The 21,757-nt window shown below is 38.5% G+C and carries 21 protein-coding genes and 1 pseudogene; 13 read left to right on the forward strand and 9 right to left on the reverse strand.

What is annotated here, in order from left to right; all coding sequences use genetic code 11:
* Window positions 1-24: 24 nt before the first annotated feature.
* A complete protein-coding gene (locus tag KH364_RS03830) occupies window positions 25-1,365 on the forward strand; it encodes an anaerobic C4-dicarboxylate transporter (RefSeq protein ID WP_273298672.1) in 1,341 nt (446 codons plus the stop codon).
* Between the two features lie 93 nt (window positions 1,366-1,458).
* Here the strand turns inward: KH364_RS03830 and KH364_RS03835 are convergent, their stop codons facing one another.
* The 3 genes from KH364_RS03835 to KH364_RS03845 form a co-directional block, all read right to left on the reverse strand.
* A complete protein-coding gene (locus tag KH364_RS03835) occupies window positions 1,459-1,869 on the reverse strand; it encodes a Fur family transcriptional regulator (RefSeq protein WP_273298673.1) in 411 nt (136 codons plus the stop codon).
* Between the two features lie 181 nt (window positions 1,870-2,050).
* On the reverse strand, window positions 2,051-2,869 hold the full coding sequence (locus tag KH364_RS03840; protein WP_273298674.1) for a metal ABC transporter permease: 819 nt from the start codon (window positions 2,867-2,869) through the stop codon (window positions 2,051-2,053).
* Complete coding sequence (locus KH364_RS03845) at window positions 2,862-3,665, reverse strand: metal ABC transporter ATP-binding protein (protein WP_273298675.1); 804 nt, start codon at window positions 3,663-3,665, stop codon at window positions 2,862-2,864. Before KH364_RS03845 ends, KH364_RS03840 begins: the two co-directional genes overlap by 8 nt.
* A 148-nt stretch (window positions 3,666-3,813) precedes the next feature.
* Here KH364_RS03845 and KH364_RS03850 point away from each other — a divergent pair, with 148 nt between their 5' ends.
* The 7 genes from KH364_RS03850 to KH364_RS03880 all read left to right on the forward strand — a co-directional run bounded on the left by KH364_RS03850 (window position 3,814) and on the right by KH364_RS03880 (window position 9,548).
* Entirely contained in the window at window positions 3,814-4,719 is a 906-nt protein-coding gene (locus tag KH364_RS03850; RefSeq protein ID WP_105081550.1) for a metal ABC transporter substrate-binding protein, read from the forward strand.
* A gap of 230 nt (window positions 4,720-4,949) precedes the next feature.
* Window positions 4,950-5,519 carry a hypothetical protein gene (locus KH364_RS03855; RefSeq protein WP_273298676.1) on the forward strand — a complete coding sequence of 190 codons (570 nt, stop codon included), beginning with the start codon at window positions 4,950-4,952 and terminating at the stop codon, window positions 5,517-5,519.
* A gap of 171 nt (window positions 5,520-5,690) precedes the next feature.
* Window positions 5,691-6,407, forward strand: a complete 717-nt coding sequence (locus KH364_RS03860) for a hypothetical protein (RefSeq protein ID WP_009351866.1) — start codon at window positions 5,691-5,693, stop codon at window positions 6,405-6,407.
* A gap of 51 nt (window positions 6,408-6,458) precedes the next feature.
* Window positions 6,459-7,130 carry a hypothetical protein gene (locus tag KH364_RS03865; protein WP_273298677.1) on the forward strand — a complete coding sequence of 224 codons (672 nt, stop codon included), beginning with the start codon at window positions 6,459-6,461 and terminating at the stop codon, window positions 7,128-7,130.
* 182 nt (window positions 7,131-7,312) lie between these two features.
* Window positions 7,313-7,996, forward strand: a complete 684-nt coding sequence (locus KH364_RS03870; RefSeq protein ID WP_273298678.1) for a hypothetical protein — start codon at window positions 7,313-7,315, stop codon at window positions 7,994-7,996.
* Window positions 7,997-8,159: 163 nt separating this feature from the next.
* Entirely contained in the window at window positions 8,160-8,789 is a 630-nt protein-coding gene (locus KH364_RS03875; protein ID WP_273298679.1) for a hypothetical protein, read from the forward strand.
* A gap of 150 nt (window positions 8,790-8,939) precedes the next feature.
* Complete coding sequence (locus tag KH364_RS03880) at window positions 8,940-9,548, forward strand: hypothetical protein (protein WP_273298680.1); 609 nt, start codon at window positions 8,940-8,942, stop codon at window positions 9,546-9,548.
* Between the two features lie 38 nt (window positions 9,549-9,586).
* Here KH364_RS03880 and fliB read toward each other — a convergent pair whose 3' ends face one another.
* Entirely contained in the window at window positions 9,587-10,495 is a 909-nt protein-coding gene (gene fliB / locus KH364_RS03885; protein ID WP_273298681.1) for a flagellin lysine-N-methylase, read from the reverse strand.
* 159 nt (window positions 10,496-10,654) lie between these two features.
* Here fliB and KH364_RS03890 point away from each other — a divergent pair, with 159 nt between their 5' ends.
* From KH364_RS03890 to KH364_RS03900, 3 genes are all read left to right on the forward strand, one after another.
* Entirely contained in the window at window positions 10,655-11,218 is a 564-nt protein-coding gene (locus KH364_RS03890) for a peptidase (RefSeq protein ID WP_273298682.1), read from the forward strand.
* 515 nt (window positions 11,219-11,733) lie between these two features.
* Window positions 11,734-12,276, forward strand: coding sequence for a ribonuclease E (locus KH364_RS03895; protein WP_273298683.1), 543 nt, complete (start codon window positions 11,734-11,736; stop codon window positions 12,274-12,276).
* A 158-nt stretch (window positions 12,277-12,434) separates the two neighbouring features.
* On the forward strand, window positions 12,435-12,713 hold the full coding sequence (locus tag KH364_RS03900) for a PepSY domain-containing protein (protein ID WP_273298684.1): 279 nt from the start codon (window positions 12,435-12,437) through the stop codon (window positions 12,711-12,713).
* Window positions 12,714-13,222: 509 nt separating this feature from the next.
* On the opposite strand, the gene alr is transcribed toward KH364_RS03900, so the two are convergent.
* Window positions 13,223-14,335: an alanine racemase gene (alr, locus tag KH364_RS03905; protein WP_273298685.1), complete on the reverse strand. Its 1,113-nt coding sequence runs from the start codon at window positions 14,333-14,335 to the stop codon at window positions 13,223-13,225.
* Window positions 14,336-14,631: 296 nt separating this feature from the next.
* Here alr and KH364_RS03910 point away from each other — a divergent pair, with 296 nt between their 5' ends.
* Window positions 14,632-15,582 (forward strand): NAD(P)-dependent oxidoreductase, encoded by a 951-nt coding sequence (locus KH364_RS03910; RefSeq protein ID WP_273298686.1) that lies wholly within the window; start codon window positions 14,632-14,634, stop codon window positions 15,580-15,582.
* Window positions 15,583-15,596: 14 nt separating this feature from the next.
* On the opposite strand, the gene KH364_RS03915 is transcribed toward KH364_RS03910, so the two are convergent.
* Window positions 15,597-16,160 (reverse strand): TetR/AcrR family transcriptional regulator, encoded by a 564-nt coding sequence (locus KH364_RS03915; protein ID WP_273298687.1) that lies wholly within the window; start codon window positions 16,158-16,160, stop codon window positions 15,597-15,599.
* Window positions 16,161-16,360: 200 nt separating this feature from the next.
* On the opposite strand from KH364_RS03915, the gene KH364_RS03920 reads away from it, so the two are divergent.
* Window positions 16,361-18,256, forward strand: coding sequence for a cation-translocating P-type ATPase (locus KH364_RS03920; protein ID WP_273298688.1), 1,896 nt, complete (start codon window positions 16,361-16,363; stop codon window positions 18,254-18,256).
* 121 nt (window positions 18,257-18,377) lie between these two features.
* Here the strand turns inward: KH364_RS03920 and pflA are convergent, their stop codons facing one another.
* From pflA to pflB, 3 genes and pseudogenes are all read right to left on the reverse strand, one after another.
* Entirely contained in the window at window positions 18,378-19,154 is a 777-nt protein-coding gene (gene pflA, locus KH364_RS03925; RefSeq protein WP_273298689.1) for a pyruvate formate-lyase-activating protein, read from the reverse strand.
* 12 nt (window positions 19,155-19,166) lie between these two features.
* A pseudogene (locus KH364_RS03930) lies at window positions 19,167-19,349 on the reverse strand (autonomous glycyl radical cofactor GrcA); the annotation flags it as partial.
* Window positions 19,350-19,481: 132 nt separating this feature from the next.
* On the reverse strand, window positions 19,482-21,599 hold the full coding sequence (pflB, locus tag KH364_RS03935; RefSeq protein WP_273298690.1) for a formate C-acetyltransferase: 2,118 nt from the start codon (window positions 21,597-21,599) through the stop codon (window positions 19,482-19,484).
* Window positions 21,600-21,757: the final 158 nt, after the last annotated feature.

Raw genomic sequence — 21,757 nt, forward strand, 5'->3', positions numbered from 1 at the left:
TATATGTATAAAGGAGGTCATCGTATGGACATTTATGTAATTATGCAAGTTCTTATTTTATTTGGTGCCATCTTCCTTGGTGTTCGCCTCGGTGGTATGGGCATCGGTTACGCTGGCGGCCTTGGTGTAGTGTTATTAAGCCTTGGTATGGGTATGTTCCCAGGTCAGATTCCTTGGGATGTAATTCTCATCATCATGTCTGCTATCGCTGCCATCTGTGCCTTACAGTTAGCCGGCGGTCTTGATTATTTGGTGCGTATTGCGGAAAATATTTTGCGCAAAAACCCTAAACACATCAACTATTTAGCACCAACAGTAACGTATTTCTTAACTCTATTAGCAGGTACTGGTCATACCGCATTCTCTATGATTCCGGTAATCGTAGAGGTGGCGAAAAGTGAAAACATTAAGCCATCTGTACCATTATCCATCGCCGTTGTAGCGAGTCAAATCGGTATTACAGCGAGTCCAGTATCCGCAGCAGTTGTTGCAATGAGTGGTTTCCTTGAGCCATATGGCGTAAACTACCCTACATTGCTTGCTATCTGTATTTCTACAACATTCGTAGCGGTTATGATTACAGCGTTTATCATGTCTACCTTTGCGAATAATGACTTGTCTTCTGATCCAGTTTACCAAGAACGTTTGGCAGCAGGTCATGTGGCACCGCCTCGTGAAAAAAATACAGATTTCGCTTTGAAACCAGGTGCGAAAACTTCTGTATTGATTTTCTTAATTGGTATTATTTGTATCGTATTCTATGCAACTGCAATCTCCAAAAATATTGGTCTTGTTAAACCAGTTATCTTTGGTCGAAATGATGCTATCATCGGCTTCATGATGATTATTGCAGCAGCAATCACTTACTTCTGTAAAATTGATACAGCACAACTTGTTAATACTAGCACATTCAAATCCGGTTTATCCGCATGTGTCTGCGTACTTGGTGTAGCATGGTTGGGTGATACTTTCGTAAAAGGTCATATTCCTGAAATCAAAGCTCTTGCTTCTAGCATGGTAACGGCATATCCGTTCTTGTTAGCCGTAGCATTCTTCTTTGCCAGTACATTGTTGTATAGCCAAGCGGCAACTACACAAGCGTTAGTACCTGCTGTAATCATAGCTCTCGGTATTACTCCAGAGAACCCAGGATCCGTATATATTATTATCGCATCCTTCGCAGCTGTATCTGCACTCTTTGTATTGCCTACATATCCAACACTCTTGGGGGCTGTACAAATGGATGATACCGGCTCTACACGAATCGGTAAACTCGTATTTAACCATCCGTTCTTTATCCCTGGCGTACTATCCATTGCTATCGCAGTAGCACTTGGCTTCGTAGTAGCTCCATTGATGCTGTAATTGGTAAAAGCTAAACAAGGCGTATACGAAATATATTAACATTATAAAAGGACGTAACTTTAAAAGGTTACGTCCTTTTGGTTTGCTTATGTATTATTTGTTTTTGCTATTACATTTCTTACAGAGACCTGCAATTTCTAGATGATGTTCTGTGACGGTAAAACCTGCATCGGAGAGCTCTTTGGGCATCTCTACAACAGGGCAAGTATGGAGTGGAACCATAGTGCCACAGTTAGTACATACCGCATAGTGACGGTGTGTATGTGGCGTAATTTCATAGTAGGCCATATCGCTACCCATGAGTGTTGTACGGGTAACGACTCCCTTTGTTTCTAGTAATTCTAGGGTGCGGTAGATAGTAGACATCCACGTAGTATCGCTATCGCCTAATTTTTCAGCAATCTCAATAGCTGTCATAGGTTTATCCGCTGTTGTTAATACAGACCAAATGGCTTCGCGCTGTTTGGTCTTTTTTATGCCTTCTGGCCAAGTTGTTGTGTTCATAATTCTCTTTCGATTCTATTTAAATACTATACGTGCTATAACACTTGCATAGCTAGATGTCTTATATGGCTAATGACTAGATGTCTTATACGGCTAATAATTAGATGTCTTATATGGCTAATAATTAGATGCCTTACTATGAATATAATGTAGCTGTTTAAATATATTAACTATTATTTTGTTATTTGCTAAATTGTATTCGTCTTATGACCGCCCGAATATTTTTAATGACTAACACTACTAGCAAGATTCCTACCGATGTTAGAGATACAAAGCCACCAGGAGCTACGTTGAGATAGTAAGATCCGAATAGGCCAATAATCATAGCGAGTAAACTAAATCCAATGGAGCATAGTAAAGTCGTTCTAAATCCTTTTTCTAGTTGTAGTGCTGATGCTACAGGCAAGGCAATCATAGCACTTAATACGAGGACGCCAACGATTTTAATGGAAATAGACACGGCCGCAGCCATTAGGATGGCAAAGATATAGTTAATAAAATCTACCTTAACACCGGCTACGCGAGCTGCTTCTTCATCGTAAGCGATGTAGAGTAAGGAGTTATATAAGAAGTATAGAGTTAATACTGACAAAATTGTAAGCACCGCAATACTAATCATATCTGCTGTATTTACTGTTAAAATGCTACCGAAGAAAAATACATTGGCATTAGCTTTTAGTTTACCTGAACTAATGAGGGTAATGGCAGTACCGATACTAAGGGATAAGATGATGGTAAGAATCAAATCGAGGTGGTGGGAGAAATATTTCCGCAAAAACTCGATGAGGGCACCACAGATGGCGGTAAAGATGAAAGCCCCTAAGATAGGATTTGTACTTGTTAATAAGCCTAGGGTGATACCTGCCAAGGAGGCGTGACTCATGGTATCGCCAATCATACTAGACCGGCGTAATACCATGAAAATACCGATACATGGACATAATAGTGATATGCAGATGGCTACGAAGAAGGCATTTTGCATAAAGTCATAACTAAACATGGCGCACCTCCTCAGTTGTAGTATCATCAGCCTGAGCCTGAGCCTGAGCCTGAGCCTGAGCCTGAGCCTGAGCCTGAGCCTGAGCCTGAGTTGTCACATCTGTGAAGCAAGAACAATTTTCGTGATCTACAGGGTTACGACCTGTATTATGCATGATTTCGCAAGCGTATTGCTCAGGTGAGCAAAGGTGGCCGTGGCCATTTGAGATATGGTAGATATTGGTAGAATTAGCGATTGCCATTTCCAAGTTATGTTCAACAGAGATTATCGTAATATGATGCTTTTTGTTTAAATCGCGAAGAAGTGCGTAGATGCCTTCTTGGCTTTTTCTGTCGATGCCTGTGGATGGTTCATCAAGGATGATGAGGTCAGGGCTGCCGATGAGGGCTCGGGCGATAGATACTCGCTGTGCCTGACCACCAGAAAGCTTACTGATGAGGCGGTCTTTAAATTCCGTCATATGAGTGAGCTCTAATACGCGATTAACTTCGTTTTTATCTTTTAATTTTAAAAGCTTGCGGTAGGAATCGAGGATTTCTGTTACCGTAATAGGAAAGCCTGCATGGGAGAAATCATTTTTCTGTGATACATAGCGAATGTTGTTGCTATCTAGTTTGATTGAGCCTTTCACAGGGGTAAGAAAACCTAAAATAAGGCGTAGCAGGGTACTTTTACCAGACCCATTGTCCCCGACGATGGATATATAGTCACCGCTGTGAATATGTAGATTTAGGTCGTTTAACACGTAAGGTGGCTGACCTTGATAGGAAAAATAAAGATGTTCTATGGATAACATATAAAAAACCACATTTCTAATTGACAAAATTCTGAGTAAGTTTATACTATAACTATATTACAAATGCAACTGAGTCGCAACTGCAACAAAAGAATAAGCAGTATTCTATGAAGGCATAGCGTTCAGGATTAACAAAAGGAGGACTACGATGGTCAAGAAACTGGTTTTGTTAGTTGTAGGCATTATGATGGCTGCTCTATTTGCAGGCTGTGGTAATGATGCACCGAAGGAACAAGCAAGTAAAAAGATCCAAGTGGTAACAAGTTTTAATGCGATGGCTGAATTCACAAAGGCTATTGGCGGTGACAAGGTAGAGGTATCTACTATTATTCCAGATGGCGTAGAGCCACATGATTTCGAGTTAAAACCAGAAAATATGAAACAATTGGCGACAGCTCAAGTATTCGTTTATAACGGTTTTGGTATGGAGCCTTGGGCACAACAAGCTATCGAAGCGGCTAAAAATGATAAGCTCGTAACTGTTGTAGCTACTAAAGGCGTAGAAGCTATTAAAAATACTGATCCTGAAGAAATTAAGGAACATGGTGCAGAAGATCCTCACGCATGGTTATCTTTAAAAGACGCTAAAATTGAAGTGAAAAACATCAAAGATGCTCTTGTAAAAGCTGACCCAGCTAATAAGGACTACTACGAAAAGAACTACACTGAATATGTTGGTAAACTAGATGCAATGATTAAAAAGTATGAAGAGCAATTCGCTAAAGCTCCTCATAAAAACTTTGTTACAGGCCATGCTGCATTCGCTTACTTAAGCCGTGACTTTGGGTTGGAACAAAACAGCGTAGAAGATGTATTTGCTGAAGGCGAACCAAACGCAGCGCAATTAGCTAAACTCATCGAATACGTTAAAGAAAATAACATCACTACTATCTTTGCAGAAGAAATGGCTAGCCCAGAAGTATCTAAAACTTTGGCAAAAGAAGTGGGTGCTAAGGTAGAAACTATTTACACTATTGAAAGCAAAGAAGACGACAAAACATACCTACAACGTATGGACGAAAACCTTGCAAAAATTGCAGAATCTTTGAAATAAGATAATCGAAAAGCAGCCCTAAATGGGCTGCTTTTTTATTTGGTATGGTATGGTAGTTTCAACTAAAGTTTAACGAATATAGTATAATATATATTACGAGATAAAATAAAAAGGAGGCCCAATATGGTTATCACTAATAAATTAGGTGTTGCTGAATAGGAACTTGATCATAGTTATTATTTTGAAGGATATCAATTGTTTAAGAGTGAGGAGTTATAAGGTAGAGTATTATGAATGGTTTGTTTGGTCCTTATATAGAAAAATGGATGCATTTTGTGACCATTAAAAATATGTTATTACTAGCTATTGGATCGGTTATTATAACGGATTTAGGTTTACATTTGCTAAAGGTAATATTTCCTAAAAGCTCTTTTTATGAAAGTACTCTATGGCAGGTTATTGGTCCTATTGACTTTACAATAGGTGATATTATCGGCTTTTTAGTCGGTAGCATTACTATGGTTTTGTTAATGTCTGGTTTGTTGTATGTCATTTTTAAAGTTTTTAAAGGGACAGGAACATTTAAACAGTTAGTAGCAGATATGCTACTTACGAACTGCATAAATAGCTGGATACACTTGGCCTTTGCGTTAATAATTATTCCTACCACTGTTCTTTTAAATGTATCAGTCCAATCTGGATCCTATGGACTAAACTACTTGGAATGGATTGATGTTGTTATTATGGCACTGTTGATGGCCAAGCAATTTAACCTAAGCCCTTGGTTAACAGGTATTGTTTATTACTTTATTAGTTTTGTTATCGGTATAATACAACTAGCATTCTCCGGAATAATTTAAGTGAGTATATAATATAAGATGTTGATAGATATCGTTTAGGTATCTATCAACTTTTTTATTTACTAATTATGGTCGCTAATCAATTTAAAATAAATTTATATTTATTTTAAAAGTGTCTTGTGATACAATGAAAAACATATATGTGCGTTGTTTGCGTTTGTAGGAGGGCTTATGGAAACAAAATGGTATTCAGATTTTAAGGAGTTGTGTATATCTCCCTTTAAGACGGGAATCCCCCAAATCGTAGCGTATGGATCCTGTATGAAGGGCTTTTACGGGGCTGCAGCAGTTAGTGTTGTAGGCTCGCTGCTGACCACGTTTATACCGGCTCTTATTATATCGATGATGCAGTTGCATCATACATTCTATGGTCGTATTTTTGTAATGAGTGCCAATGGTGGCGTTGCTATGCAATTAGCCTTTAATCTATTTCTTACCTTTTTAGGTCTATCTCTTAATGCCTATTTAGTTTCTTGGGTGGCTAATAAATTTGATGCTCAGACGACTCCTGAGGAAGTGCTAAAGGTGAATTGGTATTCCTATGCATATGGACAATTACTGGCGCTTATTGGTGGGCTTTTGATAATGCCTGCTAGCATCTATTTCTTTATTAATATTGATAATTTCGGGCCCTTACAAGATCCACTCGACTTGCCTTTGTCGATTATTTTATATGTACTTATCTCTTTCTTTATTCTGATGGGGATTTCTATGTGGACTTGGTGGGTAAGTCTAAATTTGTTAAGCCAACAAATTAATAAACCTAAACTCTCAACATTTGGTATTAGCCTATTAGCAGGTCTCATTCCATTTGTTATCATAAGTGCTATTATGGCGTTCATAGTTTTTACAGTAATGAACATGAGATATTCTAGTGGGTTATTTTAAATAGCCATACTTAGATTGTATGTGATGTAGAGTTATAGTTTTGGAGGTTTTATGGAAAGAAAATGGTATTTAGATCTATGGTTATTAGTTACATCTCCCTTTAAACGTGGTATTCCAGATATTGTAGAGTTTGGTACAATTCAGCGAGGCTTTGCTGCAACGGTAGCAATGATTGCGATAACTTTAGTATTTTCTGCTATTACAGAGTTGGTATTAGATTATGTGTTTGATATTCACATAGATAAATTGGGTAGTGTTATGGGCCAATTTGCTGGTCTAGGTCTTATGTCATTAACTTTTGGCTTGATAGCTATGTTTTTTGCTTTAGCAATTTATTCTATTATTTTAAGTCAGGTAGCTAATAAGTTTGGGGCCAAAACTAATTATGAATCTGTTTTAAAGATTTGTTGGTATCAAAGTGCATATACTCAATTTTTATCAATAATGATAGGACTTCTTGAGATTATGCTGATTATCATAGCAAAGGGCTTAGGCTTTTATGAGGCATCATCAACGATTGGATTAACCATATTTAACTACTTTTTCCAACTTATCAATCTAGGTACTTTTATATGGTTTTGGTGGGTTAGTTTATCACTTATGGCGCGTCAAATTGAAAAGAATCGTTTGGCTACATTTGTAATTACCCTTATATCTGCGTTAATTCCCGTCCTAGCTATTGGTATCTTGGTAGGTATAGTTATTCTTGCTGCTCGTATGTAATTAAATAGTTATGAAAATAATGAAAGCAAGGTATGAATATACCTTGCTTTTGTGCTATAATAATGAACAGAAAATGAATTAATAATAAACTCATTATTTAAATTCGTGATCGTTGTGTTGTGTGCCGCATCATCCAAATTTGGGTGGTGCTTATTCTTATTGTGTAAAAGGTGGTGAGCGATATGATGGTTGGTTTAGTAGAGTTTGTGTATCGCTTATTAAACCCCATTGAAGAAAAAAGTCCACGCATGTATCACTTTGATGTTGCTTATGGGCAATTAATAGGAATGCTGTTATTGTCACTCATATGCTATCAATTTACCATCGTTGGTGAAGGTGTATATATAGATGCTATACGTGCGTTTATACGCAATTCTTCTTTATTAGTGAAGTGGCAATTATTTTCCTTTCCAGTTGGTCAACATGAAATACAGGTTTTCTTTGATCAGCTAGGAAAGCCGCGAGAGTTTTGGAATGCAGGACGCTTTACGTGGGTAATTGTAAAAGGCATTCTTATGGCTGGAATCATTGTTGGTTATGCAATGATACAAAAGCGTAAGTTTTACGTACGTGCTATAGCGACAGGTGTGTTGCATATGATGGCCTTTACTCAACTGGTAGTTGCTTTGTATACATTTACAGCAGGTATCATGTTGATTCTTACAACTGTACCATTATTACTACAGGCCGTTATCGGATTCTGTATGATTGTCTTATGTATTTTAAGTACAGGGTTACTGTTACAAACGATGGGACGTATTACAGGGGCTTGCATTAGCGGAACTACCTATGAAGGTTTGAGCGTTATGCTCGTGGCTATTCTTGTATCACTTTTGTGTGAAGGTCTTTATATGTTGACTCGATAAAATACATATACTATAGTTAGGACGAGGTACGCCTCGTCCTTTTTGTATGGCTTGATGATTTCTACTTTTCTATTGTGCTGCTATTAGCCATATATAACGTCGGCCCACTCAGTATTAATTATTACGAATTCCCTAAAGTATAGGTTAAATATAAGGAGTATCTATGAACTGGTATAAGGATATTTTGCACTTGTTTACAAGGTTGAGTGAGCAATCTTTTCAAAATATTCTTGCATACGGCACTATAGCGAGGGCAGTGACTAATTTAGTAGTCTCTACTATTGTATTATATGGAATGACCTATGCCTTGCCATTGCTGGTGAAAGCAATAGCGCCTGTGCTTGGCATAAAGCGTATGACAGGCTTTGCACATTTTGATCTGATCAGTGCTGTTGCTAATGCATCTTTTTTAATTTTTCAGATTCTCATAGGAGCCTTTGTTATATGGCGCTTACTTATTTTATTAGGTGGTAGTGGTACATATAGAGGGGTTATGTGCAATTATATATATGGATTAGCCTATACGAATGCACTTCGTACAGTTGTAATGGTGTTTGTTCATATTATTGGTCTTGTTTTATTTGCCATATCACAGCAAAAATACGTAGCGGATATAGCGTATTTAGTTACTATGTTTAGTCAGTATTATGCTGTATTTATCTGTGCTCAACTTATGCGACGCTATGTAGGTCTTGGCATTGTTAAGACCTATATTGTAATGTTCATTGTATCCTTACTGTCCGTATCCGTTTTACCTCAATGGATTCGGTTTTTCCATACTTTGGTCAAGTAAACAGGTTTAATATAGCTCTATATAACCGTAAGATGAAAGTCTTGCGGTTTTTCTATGTTTTAATTTATATTAAAATTAATTATATATAATTTAAATCTTGGAATTTATGATATAATTAACTTTAGAGTGTAGTTGAGAGCGGAGTTAGTTATGGATACGACATTTTTACGAGAGCTATCCTTATTGGTGCGTTCACCAAAGAAGGGGATAGATGAAATTTTCTGGTTTGGTACTTTAGAGAAGGGTATCAAAGCAGGGCTCGCCGGTTGGTGCGCTACCCATATGTTAGGCTTTGCCTTAGGTATTGTATTATTACCTTTGGTCGCCGCTTTTGGAGGCTTTTTATTAGGCTTTATACCTGCTGTATATGGTATATTTTCCATCTTACGTGAGGTCATTGGTCTTGGTATATATTGGTTTGTAGGTAGTTTTATTTTGTGGAAACTACTGAGTGTACTACTTGATCGAGAGTTTGACTTCAAACAAGTATTAATGGGAACAGCTTATATCGAGGGATATACAGGGGTATTGGGCTTAGCATTAATCTTAGTATCTATTATTTGTATTTACCTTGCTCCTATTTTGATGGTCCTTTTAGTTCCATTAGGGTTAGCTTACGTGGGGGCTGTTATTTACGTTGCCGTTATGCTTTTATCTCGTCTTATGAACGTAGAGCCTCTTACAGTAGGGGCCGTTTATGTGGTCTTATTTATTATCAACCTTTTATATAACTGGATTATGCGTATACTCTTTGCGTAAATAACAAAACCTCCTAGTAATGGCTAGGAGGTTTTTTATTATGCCTTAAGTTGAGCTTCGTAATGTTGTAGTAATAGGTCTACATTGTCTTCATCGTACTCAATTTGTTGTGACCATCGAGCAATTTGTTTTAAAGGGTTTCCTTCGATGGCGCTCGTCATGAGCATGTACTCAGTGCTATCCTTTGCATAGGCGATGATAGCTTCTAAGGAATAGTCTGCAAGCATATCGATTTGGCGATACAAGATATATTGGTAGACCTTATTAAAAATGCTCATATCTTGTTGATGTACATAACTTTTAACAGAGGTAACGACCCGGTCTATATCCTTAGACAATGCATTGACTTGTGTAGTCCAGGCCTCATCTATAGGTTCCGTAGTCTTGTAGAGATCTAATAGCTGTTTATAATACTCTTCGCTAGGGCTTGGTGTATATTGGAATAGAGCAGGCTCTAAATCAAAGGCTAATAGTTGAAATACATTTTCTAGCTTTAGACGCTCATCGGGGCTAAATTCATTATGGTCATCTTCAATGGTAAACACTAATTCTCTATTATTATTATCTTTTGCTAGTAGTTCCACGGAAGCTTCACAGGATAAACCAACACCACATAGTTCTAGGTCTTCAATGTATTTATAAAATCGAGGGTGCATATGACAGGTGTCGCAAAGGCCTTCTTCTCCCAATTCAAGCACTACTTTGCAAAGCCCTTTTTCATTGAGTAAAGGACACATAGGTTGTTCTTTGGAAAATACGAAATGGCTGCCTTCCTCATCAATGGTAATCGCTTGGCGCAAGCTTTCACCAAGAGGCCCCGTCATAGTGTGATAATGCTCAGCCGTCGGTTTATCGATATCGATGGTCCAAAGCTGGCAGCATGTATTTTCACAGCGATCAGCTTTGCACTGAAATTCGTGATATATTGTCGGATAAATTGAAATCATAGTCAGCTCACTTGTAGTTACAAAAATTATTCTACGTGCATTGTATCATAGGGCGTAGGTCCATGCACTAATATTATAAATAAAGATTCATAAAGCTTATTGATTTAGTGTATAATTGTATATATACGATATGGTCCTGTTTGAGAGATGGAGGAGCCTATGAAATCATTACTTATAAAAGGTAGCCTTGTATTGGCGTTAGCAGCAGTGTTTGGCATGCCTAACGCGAGTGCCGCCCCTTTAGTAGCCGTAGAGCCAACTGTTGCCGTTGTTGATGGCAACCATGCAGCGATTGTCGGTGCTAATGGTTTATTAAATGCATTCATTCAAAACCATCCTAATGCGGTTATTACTGAAATTTCCTTTGATGCTGACGGTGGTCAAATTAAGTATGATGTTGAAGGCGTTGATGAAAGCGGCAAGTATGAGTTAACTTATATCTATGCAACGAATCAAATCTTTGAAAAACGTGAAGGTGATTATCATAAATCCTTGAAGAAAAAATCTTTTGATCCTCGTGAGATTTTACCTCCAGCAGCAGTAGTTAATTTTGCTTATGCTCAAACACAAGACAAAGCTACGAGCCTTAATGAATGGTCTGTACATCATGAAAAAGGTAAGATTATTTATAAAGTTACCTTTGGTACCGAAGGGGACAAAGAGGTTGATGTACGCATAGATGCTATAAATGGTACATTACTATCTGTTAAGTTTGATGACTAATGTATGATTGACTAGTAATTATAGCTTAATAATTCCTAGTTAATTAATTTTGAATATAATAATTAAATGCCTCAATACTAGTTTTTTCATAGAAAATTGCTAGTATTGGGGCGTTTTTTGTGAAAGTTTACTCATGAATGCAAATCTAAAGATAATGAGATTTATAATTATATGCCGTTCGTCCTTTATACATGGGATGGACGGCTTTTGTTATGGTATTCATAGAATATTTAAATGAAAATTGAAAGCTATAGATTTTCATTTTAAATATATGTAAATTCATTTTAGACTCACTCCAAAACGAGGTTTTTAGCATGGTTCTACATTTTGAGTTCATAGATTATCGATAGTATGTGTACCAGTCCAAGGACGAAACTCAAATATATCGGATTTTCCAGACTATATATCTACAGTCCACGCTAGATATATGTTTTGGAACTATATCGATAACACCGAGTTGGTTAAAAATATATATGTGAAATACTACATATATATGAATTATCAAGGAGGATATTATGAAAAAATCTATTCTTAAAAGCAGTATTGCTTTAGCTGTAGCTGGCGTATTCGGTGCTACTGTAGCAGTAACAGCGGCTGAACAAGTAACTCCAGTACCTGTAGCACAAGACGTAGCCGTAACAGCAGCTCCTGTAGCACAGCCTGTTGCAGATCAAGCAGTTCCTACAATTGAAGTAGCTCCAGACACTACTCCGGTTCCAACTGCTACTCAAGATATTAAAACTCCAGTAGCTCAAGCAACTGTAGTTCCTAGCGAAGCAAATCCTGCAGCAGCAGTTCCTACTATTGAAACAGCAGCTGTAGCAAAAGCTCCTAGTGAAACTAAAGTAGTACGCGTTGGAGATAAAAAAACAGAGCCTTCTGCAAAAGCTAAAAAAGAAGTAAAAAACAATAAAAAAGCACATGCAGACAAAGCTCCTAAAGCAAAAGCTGTAAAAGAAGAGAAAAAGGCTGATAAAAAAGAAACTACAAAAGAGGAAAAAAAAACTCTAAAAGTAGAAAATCACAACCTAGCACAACAAGTCAGCCCACAGGCGTAGTCGATCAAAATAGTATTTTCGTAATTGGTGCTAATTATCTAATTGACCAATTTGAAACTAAATTTGGTGACTCTAAGATTACGAATGTATCCTTCAAAGCAGCAGATAAAACTGCTATCTATGAAGTAGCTGGTTTCAATGCCAACGGCGCTCATTCTATGACTCTTGATGTAGCGACTGGCAATGTAACTGAAGGTACTCCTAAAGCGTATGATGCATCTATGGAAACTAGTGCTATTGATGCTGGTACTGTGTTACCTCCACATGTGGCGATCAATGCAGCCTTCGCACAGACTGGCAACGTAGCAACGGGTATTAACTCTTGGTCTGTAGCTAATCAAAATGGTACACCTGTATACAACGTAGAGTTCCATGATGCACAAAATAAAGCTGTATCCATCGTATTAGATGCAAAAACAGGTATGGCAGTAAAATAAGTAAAACGTTATTCCTATACCACTGTAAAGCAAACCCTTTTAACACGAACACTAAACACCCAAAACTATACACACAAAACTATACACACAAAACATAAATACACTTACACACACATACACAATACACACACAATAAACAATTACACACACGCAGCCCTCTGGATTGGATAGACAAACATTGACTCTCTCCTATGCCGTCTGTCGTTCAGAGGGCCCCTTATGAATTGTGGTTCCCTCCCAATCATAAGATTATATACTTGGTATATAATACTCTCTCTCACAATAAGAACGTAACTGCTTTACAGTACGCTAGGTATAGGGGAGCAGAAAAGCCCGTAATACATGTAGACCGCTGCATGTGTTACGGGCTTTTTTCGATATAACTTAATATAACTACATATGATGTAAGTTTCACAAGTGTTGAAAATGCAAAAAGCGCAGATATTATAATGTATATCTGCGCTTTTGCTTATATGGAGTCTTTAAATTTAGTATTTATACTCAGTATTTTATATATATTGGCGAGGTACGCGCTTAGAGAAGCCACAGAAAATCTCGTAAGGAATCGTAGACGCAAGGGCGGCAATCTCAAGTGCTGAAATGCTTTCATGGCCTTGAGAACCTAAGAGAACAACCTTGTCACCAGGTTTTACCGTAATCGTATCTGGAACGGCTACCATGAATTGGTCCATACAGATGCGGCCTACTACAGGGCAACGTGTACCATGGATCAACACGGTGCCTCGATTAGATAAGCTACGAGGATATCCGTCAGCATAGCCTACAGGAATTGTAGCAATTGTCATAGGCTCAGGCGTAACATAGGTAGAACCATAGCCTATGCCTTCGCCTGCCGGAACTTGTTGGACGTGAACGACTTCGCTATGGAAGGATAGAACCGGTTTTAGGCCTAAGCGATTTGGCACATCTAAAGACGGCATAATACCGTATTGAATGATACCAGGGCGAGCGTCGGTAAACAAGCTATCTTTTACAGATAATAATCCCGCACTATTGGCGAGAGAGAAGCGGTAATCTGCATCTGGTCGGAATGCCTTGATTTCATCTACCATGCGATGAAATTTCATAGCTTGGCTATGAGCGTGCGTTTGATCTGCCGCGTCCGCATTACTCATATGAGAGAAGAAACCGTCTACTTCAAGATTTTCGTAGGACTCAACACGTTTGATAAACTCTACAGCATCCTCAGGTTTGATACCAATACGATGCATGCCCGTATCGACAGCCACGGCAACGCGAATGATCATATCATGGTTGTCCGCCACTTTATCGAGAGCATCTAAATCGGTAGACTCGCAGACGGCAGGGATGGAATTCGTATCTGCTACGAGCTCAAAGGACTGAGGTCTGGTGAGGCCTAATAAATAAATTGGCACCATAATACCTGCGTTGCGAAGAGGTACGGACTCCTCGGGAATGGCAACCGCTAAGGATTCGTAACCTTCCTCTACGGCAATACGGCCCATCATAACACTGCCATGACCATAGCCATTGGCCTTGATAACAGCGGTAGATGTGCTCCATTCCGGTAAACTATCTTTAATTTTGCGCAAGTTCTCACGAACGAGACTTGTATTTATGGTCAAATAGGTGGGTCTCATGGTATTCCTCAATTCTATATAACATTACTTTTATTTTATAACTTTTGGGGAATTACACAATACTTTTGTGAAAGTTTTATACAGAAATTCTGTTTTTATGATTTTTATACATATATTATATACAATAAACGTGAAAGTATACTAATTAATATAGTTCTCTATGATATTAATAGTATAAAATCATATAAATAATAGTATAATTTATATAGGAGTATTTTCCTTAATAGGTGTATGCACCCCTAAATTTAGACATTATGTATACTCTATAAATTTTAATAGCTATGTAGGAGGTTATCATGAGCGAACGTGTAGTAGTGGTAAATGCAAGTAAAATGAATTACGACCAAGCATTAGATTTTTCTGTATTATCTAGTGATGTACAGGTTTATGATGATAGTACAAATGAAGAGCTTATAGAACGTATTCAAGGGGCTCGCGTTGTAGTTACAAAAGAATTACCAGTAGGGGCTGATTTGCTTTCACAATTCCCAGATACAGTAAAGCTCATCGTAGAAGCGGGGACAGGTTATAATAATATTGACCTCAACGCTGCTAAGGAAAGAGGCATCACTGTGTGTAATATCCCCGCATATAGTACAGAGCGCGTAGCACATACGGTAATCATGATGATCCTCAATTTTGCGTCTACAATGCAGAAACAAATTGGCATGCTTGCTAAAGGTGATCGCAGTAATTTTACAAAACATTTACAAGTGAGCCACACAGAAGTGAATGGTAAAACATTAGGTGTTGTCGGTGCTGGTCACATTGGTATGGAGGTGATCAAAGTAGCAAAGGCACTCGGTATGAATATCTTGGTTCATACGCGCACACCAAAGGCTGATGGTGACGGTATCCGTTATGTAAGTCTTGATGAATTACTAGAAAATAGTGATTATATTACATTGCATTGCCCATTGAATGACCAAACTAAGTACATCATTAATAAAGAAGCCATCGGCAAAATGAAACCTAGTGCAGTCATCGTAAATACTGGCCGTGGTCCTCTCATTAATGAAGCAGATCTTTGTGAAGCATTAGCGGCTAAACGCATTGCAGGTGCAGGCCTTGATGTACAAGAGGTAGAACCTCCAGCAGAGGATAGCCCTCTATATACACTGGATAATGTTATTATCACACCTCATATGGGCTGGAAAGGTCTTGAAACACGTCAACGCTTGGTAGGCATTATTCGTGACAATGTACAAGCCTTTTTTAAGGGGGAACCAATTAATGTTGTATCTTGATAGAATTTAAATAATTATATAATAGGTTCTATAACGGCATGGAAGTAATGGTCTAATTTTGTAGGCGATTCTTTCATGCCGTTTTTTACCCACCATAACACCATTTCGACAAAACTACCTGAAATATGATTGATGATAAAGTCATCCGGTAGATTTGTATTTGCTTTACGGTCTTGATTGATGAAATATCCTTGCACCAACTCATTTAGATGATCTCTAAAATACCGCAAAAAGATTTCGTTATTATCACTAGCTAGTAGTTCGAGGATTTTATTTTCATTTTGCTGTAAATGTTGTAATAAATGACCAAATACTGAGACTGGGTAAATACTTTGTTGATAAAGCCCATGAGCATGAGGTAAATGATTAATACTATCTTTTATATGTAAAAATAAGTCTTCGCAGAGGGCTTCTAGCAATGCCTCTTTTGTGTCGAAATGAGCATAAAATGTGGTGCGGCCAATATCTGCGGCACTAATGATTTCTTGAACGGTGATTTTGTCATACGCCTTTTTAGATAATAATTCGTTAAAAGCTATAAATATGGCTTTGCGAGTTCTTTTCTGTCTACGATCCATATTAACTCCTGTTATACATTTAGTACAAAACATCATATATGTTCCGTAATGAACATATATGATGTTTTATATATTGTATTAAAACCATAGGTTGATACAATTAAAGTGAACAAAGTGTTCGCTATCGTAATTATTGTACTGTAAGTGTAGTCATAATTCAATTCATATTGATAGTGAAAGTTTTATAAGGGGATTGCTGTATGGTACATCGTATACATGATATATTATCTGGTTTATATATGACGATTTTAGCGGGGCTATTTTTACTGCTTGATGGAATTCCGCATTTGATAGAGGAGTTTGGTGGACAGAGTCCGTTTCAAAATATATTCCCTTTTGAGCCTTCTTGGGTTACAGTTATTATTTGTGGTTTTCCTCTTGTGTATTTATCTATTCGAAGGATTGTATATAATAAGGGAATTAGTAAAATCTCATCAGCTCTATTGATTTCCATGGCTATGTTTGCAGCCATTGCCATCGGAGATATATTTGCGGCTGGTGAGGTAGCGTTTATTATGGCTTTAGGCGCTCTCCTTGAAGAATCAACTACCGAGCGAGCAAAAAAGGGGTTAAAAAAGTTAATTTCGTTAGTACCTGTTAAGGGTCGTAAAATACAAGACAACAAAGAAATAATGATTTCCGTAGAGTCTATACAAAGTGGTGATTACTTGCGAATCCTTCCGGGCGAAACAATACCTGTAGATGGGCGAATCATTAACGGTGAAACAACAGTAGATCAATCCATTATGACAGGAGAATCTATACCTGTTGATAAAACAATTGATGATGATGTATTTGGTGGAACTATTAACTGTTTTGGTGCCATAGATATTATAGCTACTAAAGTGGGCGAAGATAGTTCTATTCAAAAAATGATTCAGCTTATTAGAAATGCGGAACAGAAACAGGCTCCGATTCAGCGCATAGCTGATACTGTTGCTAGTCGATTGGTTCCTATTGCATTGATGATTGCATGTATAGGCTATCTAGTAACTGGAAATATCATCGTCGGTGTTACTGTGTTGGTAGTATTTTGTCCTTGTGCATTGGTGCTTGCTACACCTACTGCGGTTATGGCCGCTATTGGTCAAGCTACTAAACATGGCGTTATTATTAAATCTGGTGAAATTCTTGAAACTATGGGAAAAGTAGATACCATGGCATTTGATAAAACCGGCACATTAACACGTGGTCAGTTATCGGTTCAATCTATTTTGGTCGTTGATACAGATTATAGTGAGGCCGATATTCTTCAATTAGCTGCATCTGCAGAGGCTAAGAGCGAGCATCCTATTGGCAAGGCTATCGTTTCTCATGCCATACAACAAGATTTACAAATACTTACTACTACTTCGTTTACAATGTCCGTAGGAAGGGGCATTATTGCCGTAATAAACGGTGTTACATTATATTGTGGTCATGAACGTTTTCTTGAGGAAAATAATATTATTGTTGATGAAAGGGTTCAACAAAACGTTAATACATATCGAAGTGAAGGAAAGGTATCCATCATTATTGCAGATAAAGATCATATTATAGGTATTATTGCTTTATCTGATACAATGCGACGAGATACGGCAGATATGTTGTCTGCAGTCTCTAGCCTAGCTATGAAAACAGTACTTCTTACGGGGGATAGTAAAGAAACGGCTACATATATTGGCAAAAAAGCAGGTATTTCTGAAATACATGCGGAGCTTTTACCTGGCGAAAAAATGAGAATTATTGAAGAGTTGCAAGGAAAACACCACAAGGTTTGTATGGTTGGTGATGGAATTAATGATGCACCAGCTATGAAGACTGCTGATGTGAGTATTGCAATGGGGAGTATCGGTAGTGATATTGCCATAGAAACAGCTGATATTGCGTTGATGAGTGAAGATCTTAGCAAAATTCCTTATATTAAGCGACTATCAGATGCTATGATTAGAACTATTAAATTTAGTATTGCTTTATCAATGGCTATTAACTGTATCGCTATTATTCTCTCATTACTTGAGGTTTTGACACCTACTACTGGTGCGTTAGTTCATAATGTGGGGTCCTGTTTGGTTGTCCTCATTGCAGCCCGTTTGTATGATAGAAAGTTTATTTAAACGCAATAAGAGCCGTCCCCGGTTGTGTGGGGGCGGCTCTATTGTTTTTAGGGCTATCATAGATCAAGTCTTGGTATATATATGTATATATATCAAGGGAGGTAGTTATCCTCAAACTTGATTATGATTGATGTTGTGTTTTGATGGGACTCCACCAATGGCGTCGATAGGCCTTGATGCCTTCTACCACGGTTCTTGTCGCTTTGGCTGCTAAATCTTTTGTTGCGGCCGGTATGCCCTCTAGGCGATAGGTAATTCCTAACTCCTTATATTTAGCAGTACCCATAACGTGATATGGTAAGCAATCAACGGCTTGTAAGTTTTTCAGGGATCCTAGGAAAAAGCCTAGACGATAGTGATGATCTGCATTATCTGTAACTGTAGGAACTACAACGTGACGAACCCAAATGGGAACTTCTACGTCTGCTGTTAATCGAGCAAAGCCGAGAATAGGCTCTAACGATTTGCCAGTTAACCACAGATGTTTATCAGGATCGATTTCTTTAAGGTCTAGGATGACGAGACTAGTGACATTGAGTAGCTTACGGTAGGCCACCTCTTGGTGGGGATCAAAACAAATTCCACTTGTATCTAAACAGGTATGGACGTTTCTTTCACGGAAATATGTGAAAAGCTCAGTAACAAAGTCGATTTGCATCAGAGCTTCCCCACCTGTGACGGTGATACCACCATTAGTATAAAATTGGCGGTTACGTTCGTACTGGTCCCACAACTCCTCAACAGTCATGAATTTAGCATCATCACTAATTTCATTCCATGTGTCAGGATTGTGGCAATAAGCACAACGCATGGGGCATCCTTGGAGAAAAACCACCATGCGCATGCCTGGACCATCAACCGTACCCATTGTTTCGACCGAATGAATACGTCCTGTCATAGAAAACCTCGATTAGATTTGTTGATGGAATGTACGGGAAATAACTTCGTCCTGTTGTGCTTTAGTCAATTTGCTGAAGTGCACTGCGTAACCAGACACACGAACAGTCAATTGAGGGTACAACTCAGGATGCTTTTGAGCGTCTAACAATGTTTCGCGAGTGAACACGTTAACGTTCAAATGATGACCGCCTTTTTGGGAGTAGCCATCCAATAACTCTACCAAGTTATCAATTTGTTGTTGGTTGCTCATGGGTATTACCTCCTTTCAACCAAGACTAACACTCGTATCGGTGCCGGTGAAAGCAGTCCGATACTATGGAAGACGTTATTTATCTTCCTTTATAGTAACATTCGGTTCACTACATGCGAAGTTTGTATTGGAGTTAGGCAATTGAGATGGATCTAACTCGATATCAAAATCGCTGAGGGACACAAATGTTTCACCAGATTTACCTAATGCGTCAGGAATGATAGAGAAGGTATTGGAAATACCATCGGAGCTATCACGCCATGGCATTTTTGCTACGGATGCCAACGAAGAAATAGCACCGTGAGTATCACGACCATGCATTGGGTTAGCACCAGGAGCGAAAGCTTCACCAGCTTTACGACCATCTGGTGTGGAACCTGTTGCAGTACCATATACTACGTTGGAAGTAATTGTTAACAAGCTCATAGTAGGAACGGATTGACGATATGTAGGATGTTTACGAATCTTGTTCATAAATGTGGAAACAACTTTTGCTGCCAAGCTATCTACACGATCGTCATCGTTACCATATTTAGGGAAGTCACCTTCGATTTCGAAATCAACAGCGATGCCGTTTTCGTCGCGAATAGGTTTTACTTTAGCGTATTTAATAGCAGACAAGGAGTCAGCTACTACGGATAAACCAGCAATACCAGTTGCAAACCAACGAGTTACCTTGCGGTCATGCAATGCCATTTCTAGTTTTTCATAAGCATATTTGTCGTGCATGTAGTGAATGATGTTCAATGCGTTTACATATACACCTGCTAACCATTCCATCATGTCGTCGAATTTTTCCCATACTTCGTCGAACTCTAAGTATTCAGAAGTAATAGGGCGGTATTTAGGGCCAATTTGTTTCTTCAATTTTTCGTCAACGCCGCCATTGATTGCATAAAGCAAGCATTTTGCCAAGTTGGAACGAGCGCCGAAGAATTGCATTTCTTTACCAATACGCATTGGAGATACACAGCATGCAATAGCGTAGTCATCACCAGAATTAGGACGCATTAAGTCGTCGTTTTCGTATTGGATGGAAGATGTTTCAATAGATAGTTTTGCACAGAAGCGTCGGAAGCCGATTGGCATGCGAGGGGACCACAATACAGTGAGGTTTGGTTCTGGAGCAGGACCAAGGTTAGTTAATGTATGTAGGTAACGGAAGGACATTTTTGAAACCAATGTACGACCGTCAGTGCCCATACCACCGATGGACTCAGTAGTCCACACAGGATCGCCTGTGAACAAGTTGTTGTATTCGTGAATACGTGCGAAGCGAACCATACGTAATTTCATGATGAAATGATCTACGAACTCTTGGATTTGTTCTTCTGTGTATGTACCATTGCGAAGGTCGCGTTCTGCGTAGATGTCTAGGAATGTAGAGTTGCGGCCGATGGACATAGCAGCACCGTTTTGCTCTTTAATAGCGCCAAGATAGCCGAAGTAAATCCATTGCATAGCTTCTTTAACGTCTTTAGCTGGTTCAGAAATATCGTAACCGTAGGACGCAGCCATTTCTTTCAATTCTTTTAAGGATCGGATTTGATCTTGAATTTCTTCGCGGTCACGAATTACTTCTTCCAGCATATCGCCCATAGTGATGCTGAATTGTTCTTTTTTCTCTTCAATGAGATAATCTACACCATACAAAGCGATACGGCGATAGTCACCGATGATACGGCCACGGCTATAAGCATCTGGTAAACCAGTTACGATATGCGCCGTACGAGCGGCACGCATTTCAGGTGTATATACATCAAATACGCCATTATTGTGAGTTTTACGGTGCTTTTTGAAGAAGTCTTCTGTTTGCGGATCCATTTTGAAGCCGTATTCTTCAATAGCGGATTTCGCAGTACGCAAGCCACCATAAGGGAACATAGCGCGTTTTAATGGTTTGTCAGTTTGCAAACCAACGATCGTTTCAAGGTCTTTGTCGATATATCCTGGCGCATGGGCAGTAATGTGTGTGGCCACGGAAGTATCGGCATCAATCATGCCGCCTTTTTCACGTTCTTCTTCATAAAGCTTCATTACTTGGTCCCATAATTTTGTCGTTCTTTCTGTAGGACCAGCAAGGAAGGAATCGTCCCCTTCATAGGGGATATAGTTTCTTTGAATAAAGTCGCGTACGTCAACGGCTTTATCCCACACACCTGTGTTAAAATCTTTCCATGCAGTATGTTGCATTTTGCACCTCCATAAAAGGATATAACTATAGATTTCTATGCCTATAGTGTACAATGTTTGTCATGATTTAACAAATTTTAAATGATATGGATTTTCAATACATGCTATGCAGTTTTCGTAAGTATAGTATTTATTTATATTTAAATTCAGTAGTTTGT

This window comes from Veillonella sp. oral taxon 158 (assembly GCF_018376515.1).
In the GTDB taxonomy this organism is placed as follows: domain Bacteria; phylum Bacillota; class Negativicutes; order Veillonellales; family Veillonellaceae; genus Veillonella; species Veillonella rogosae.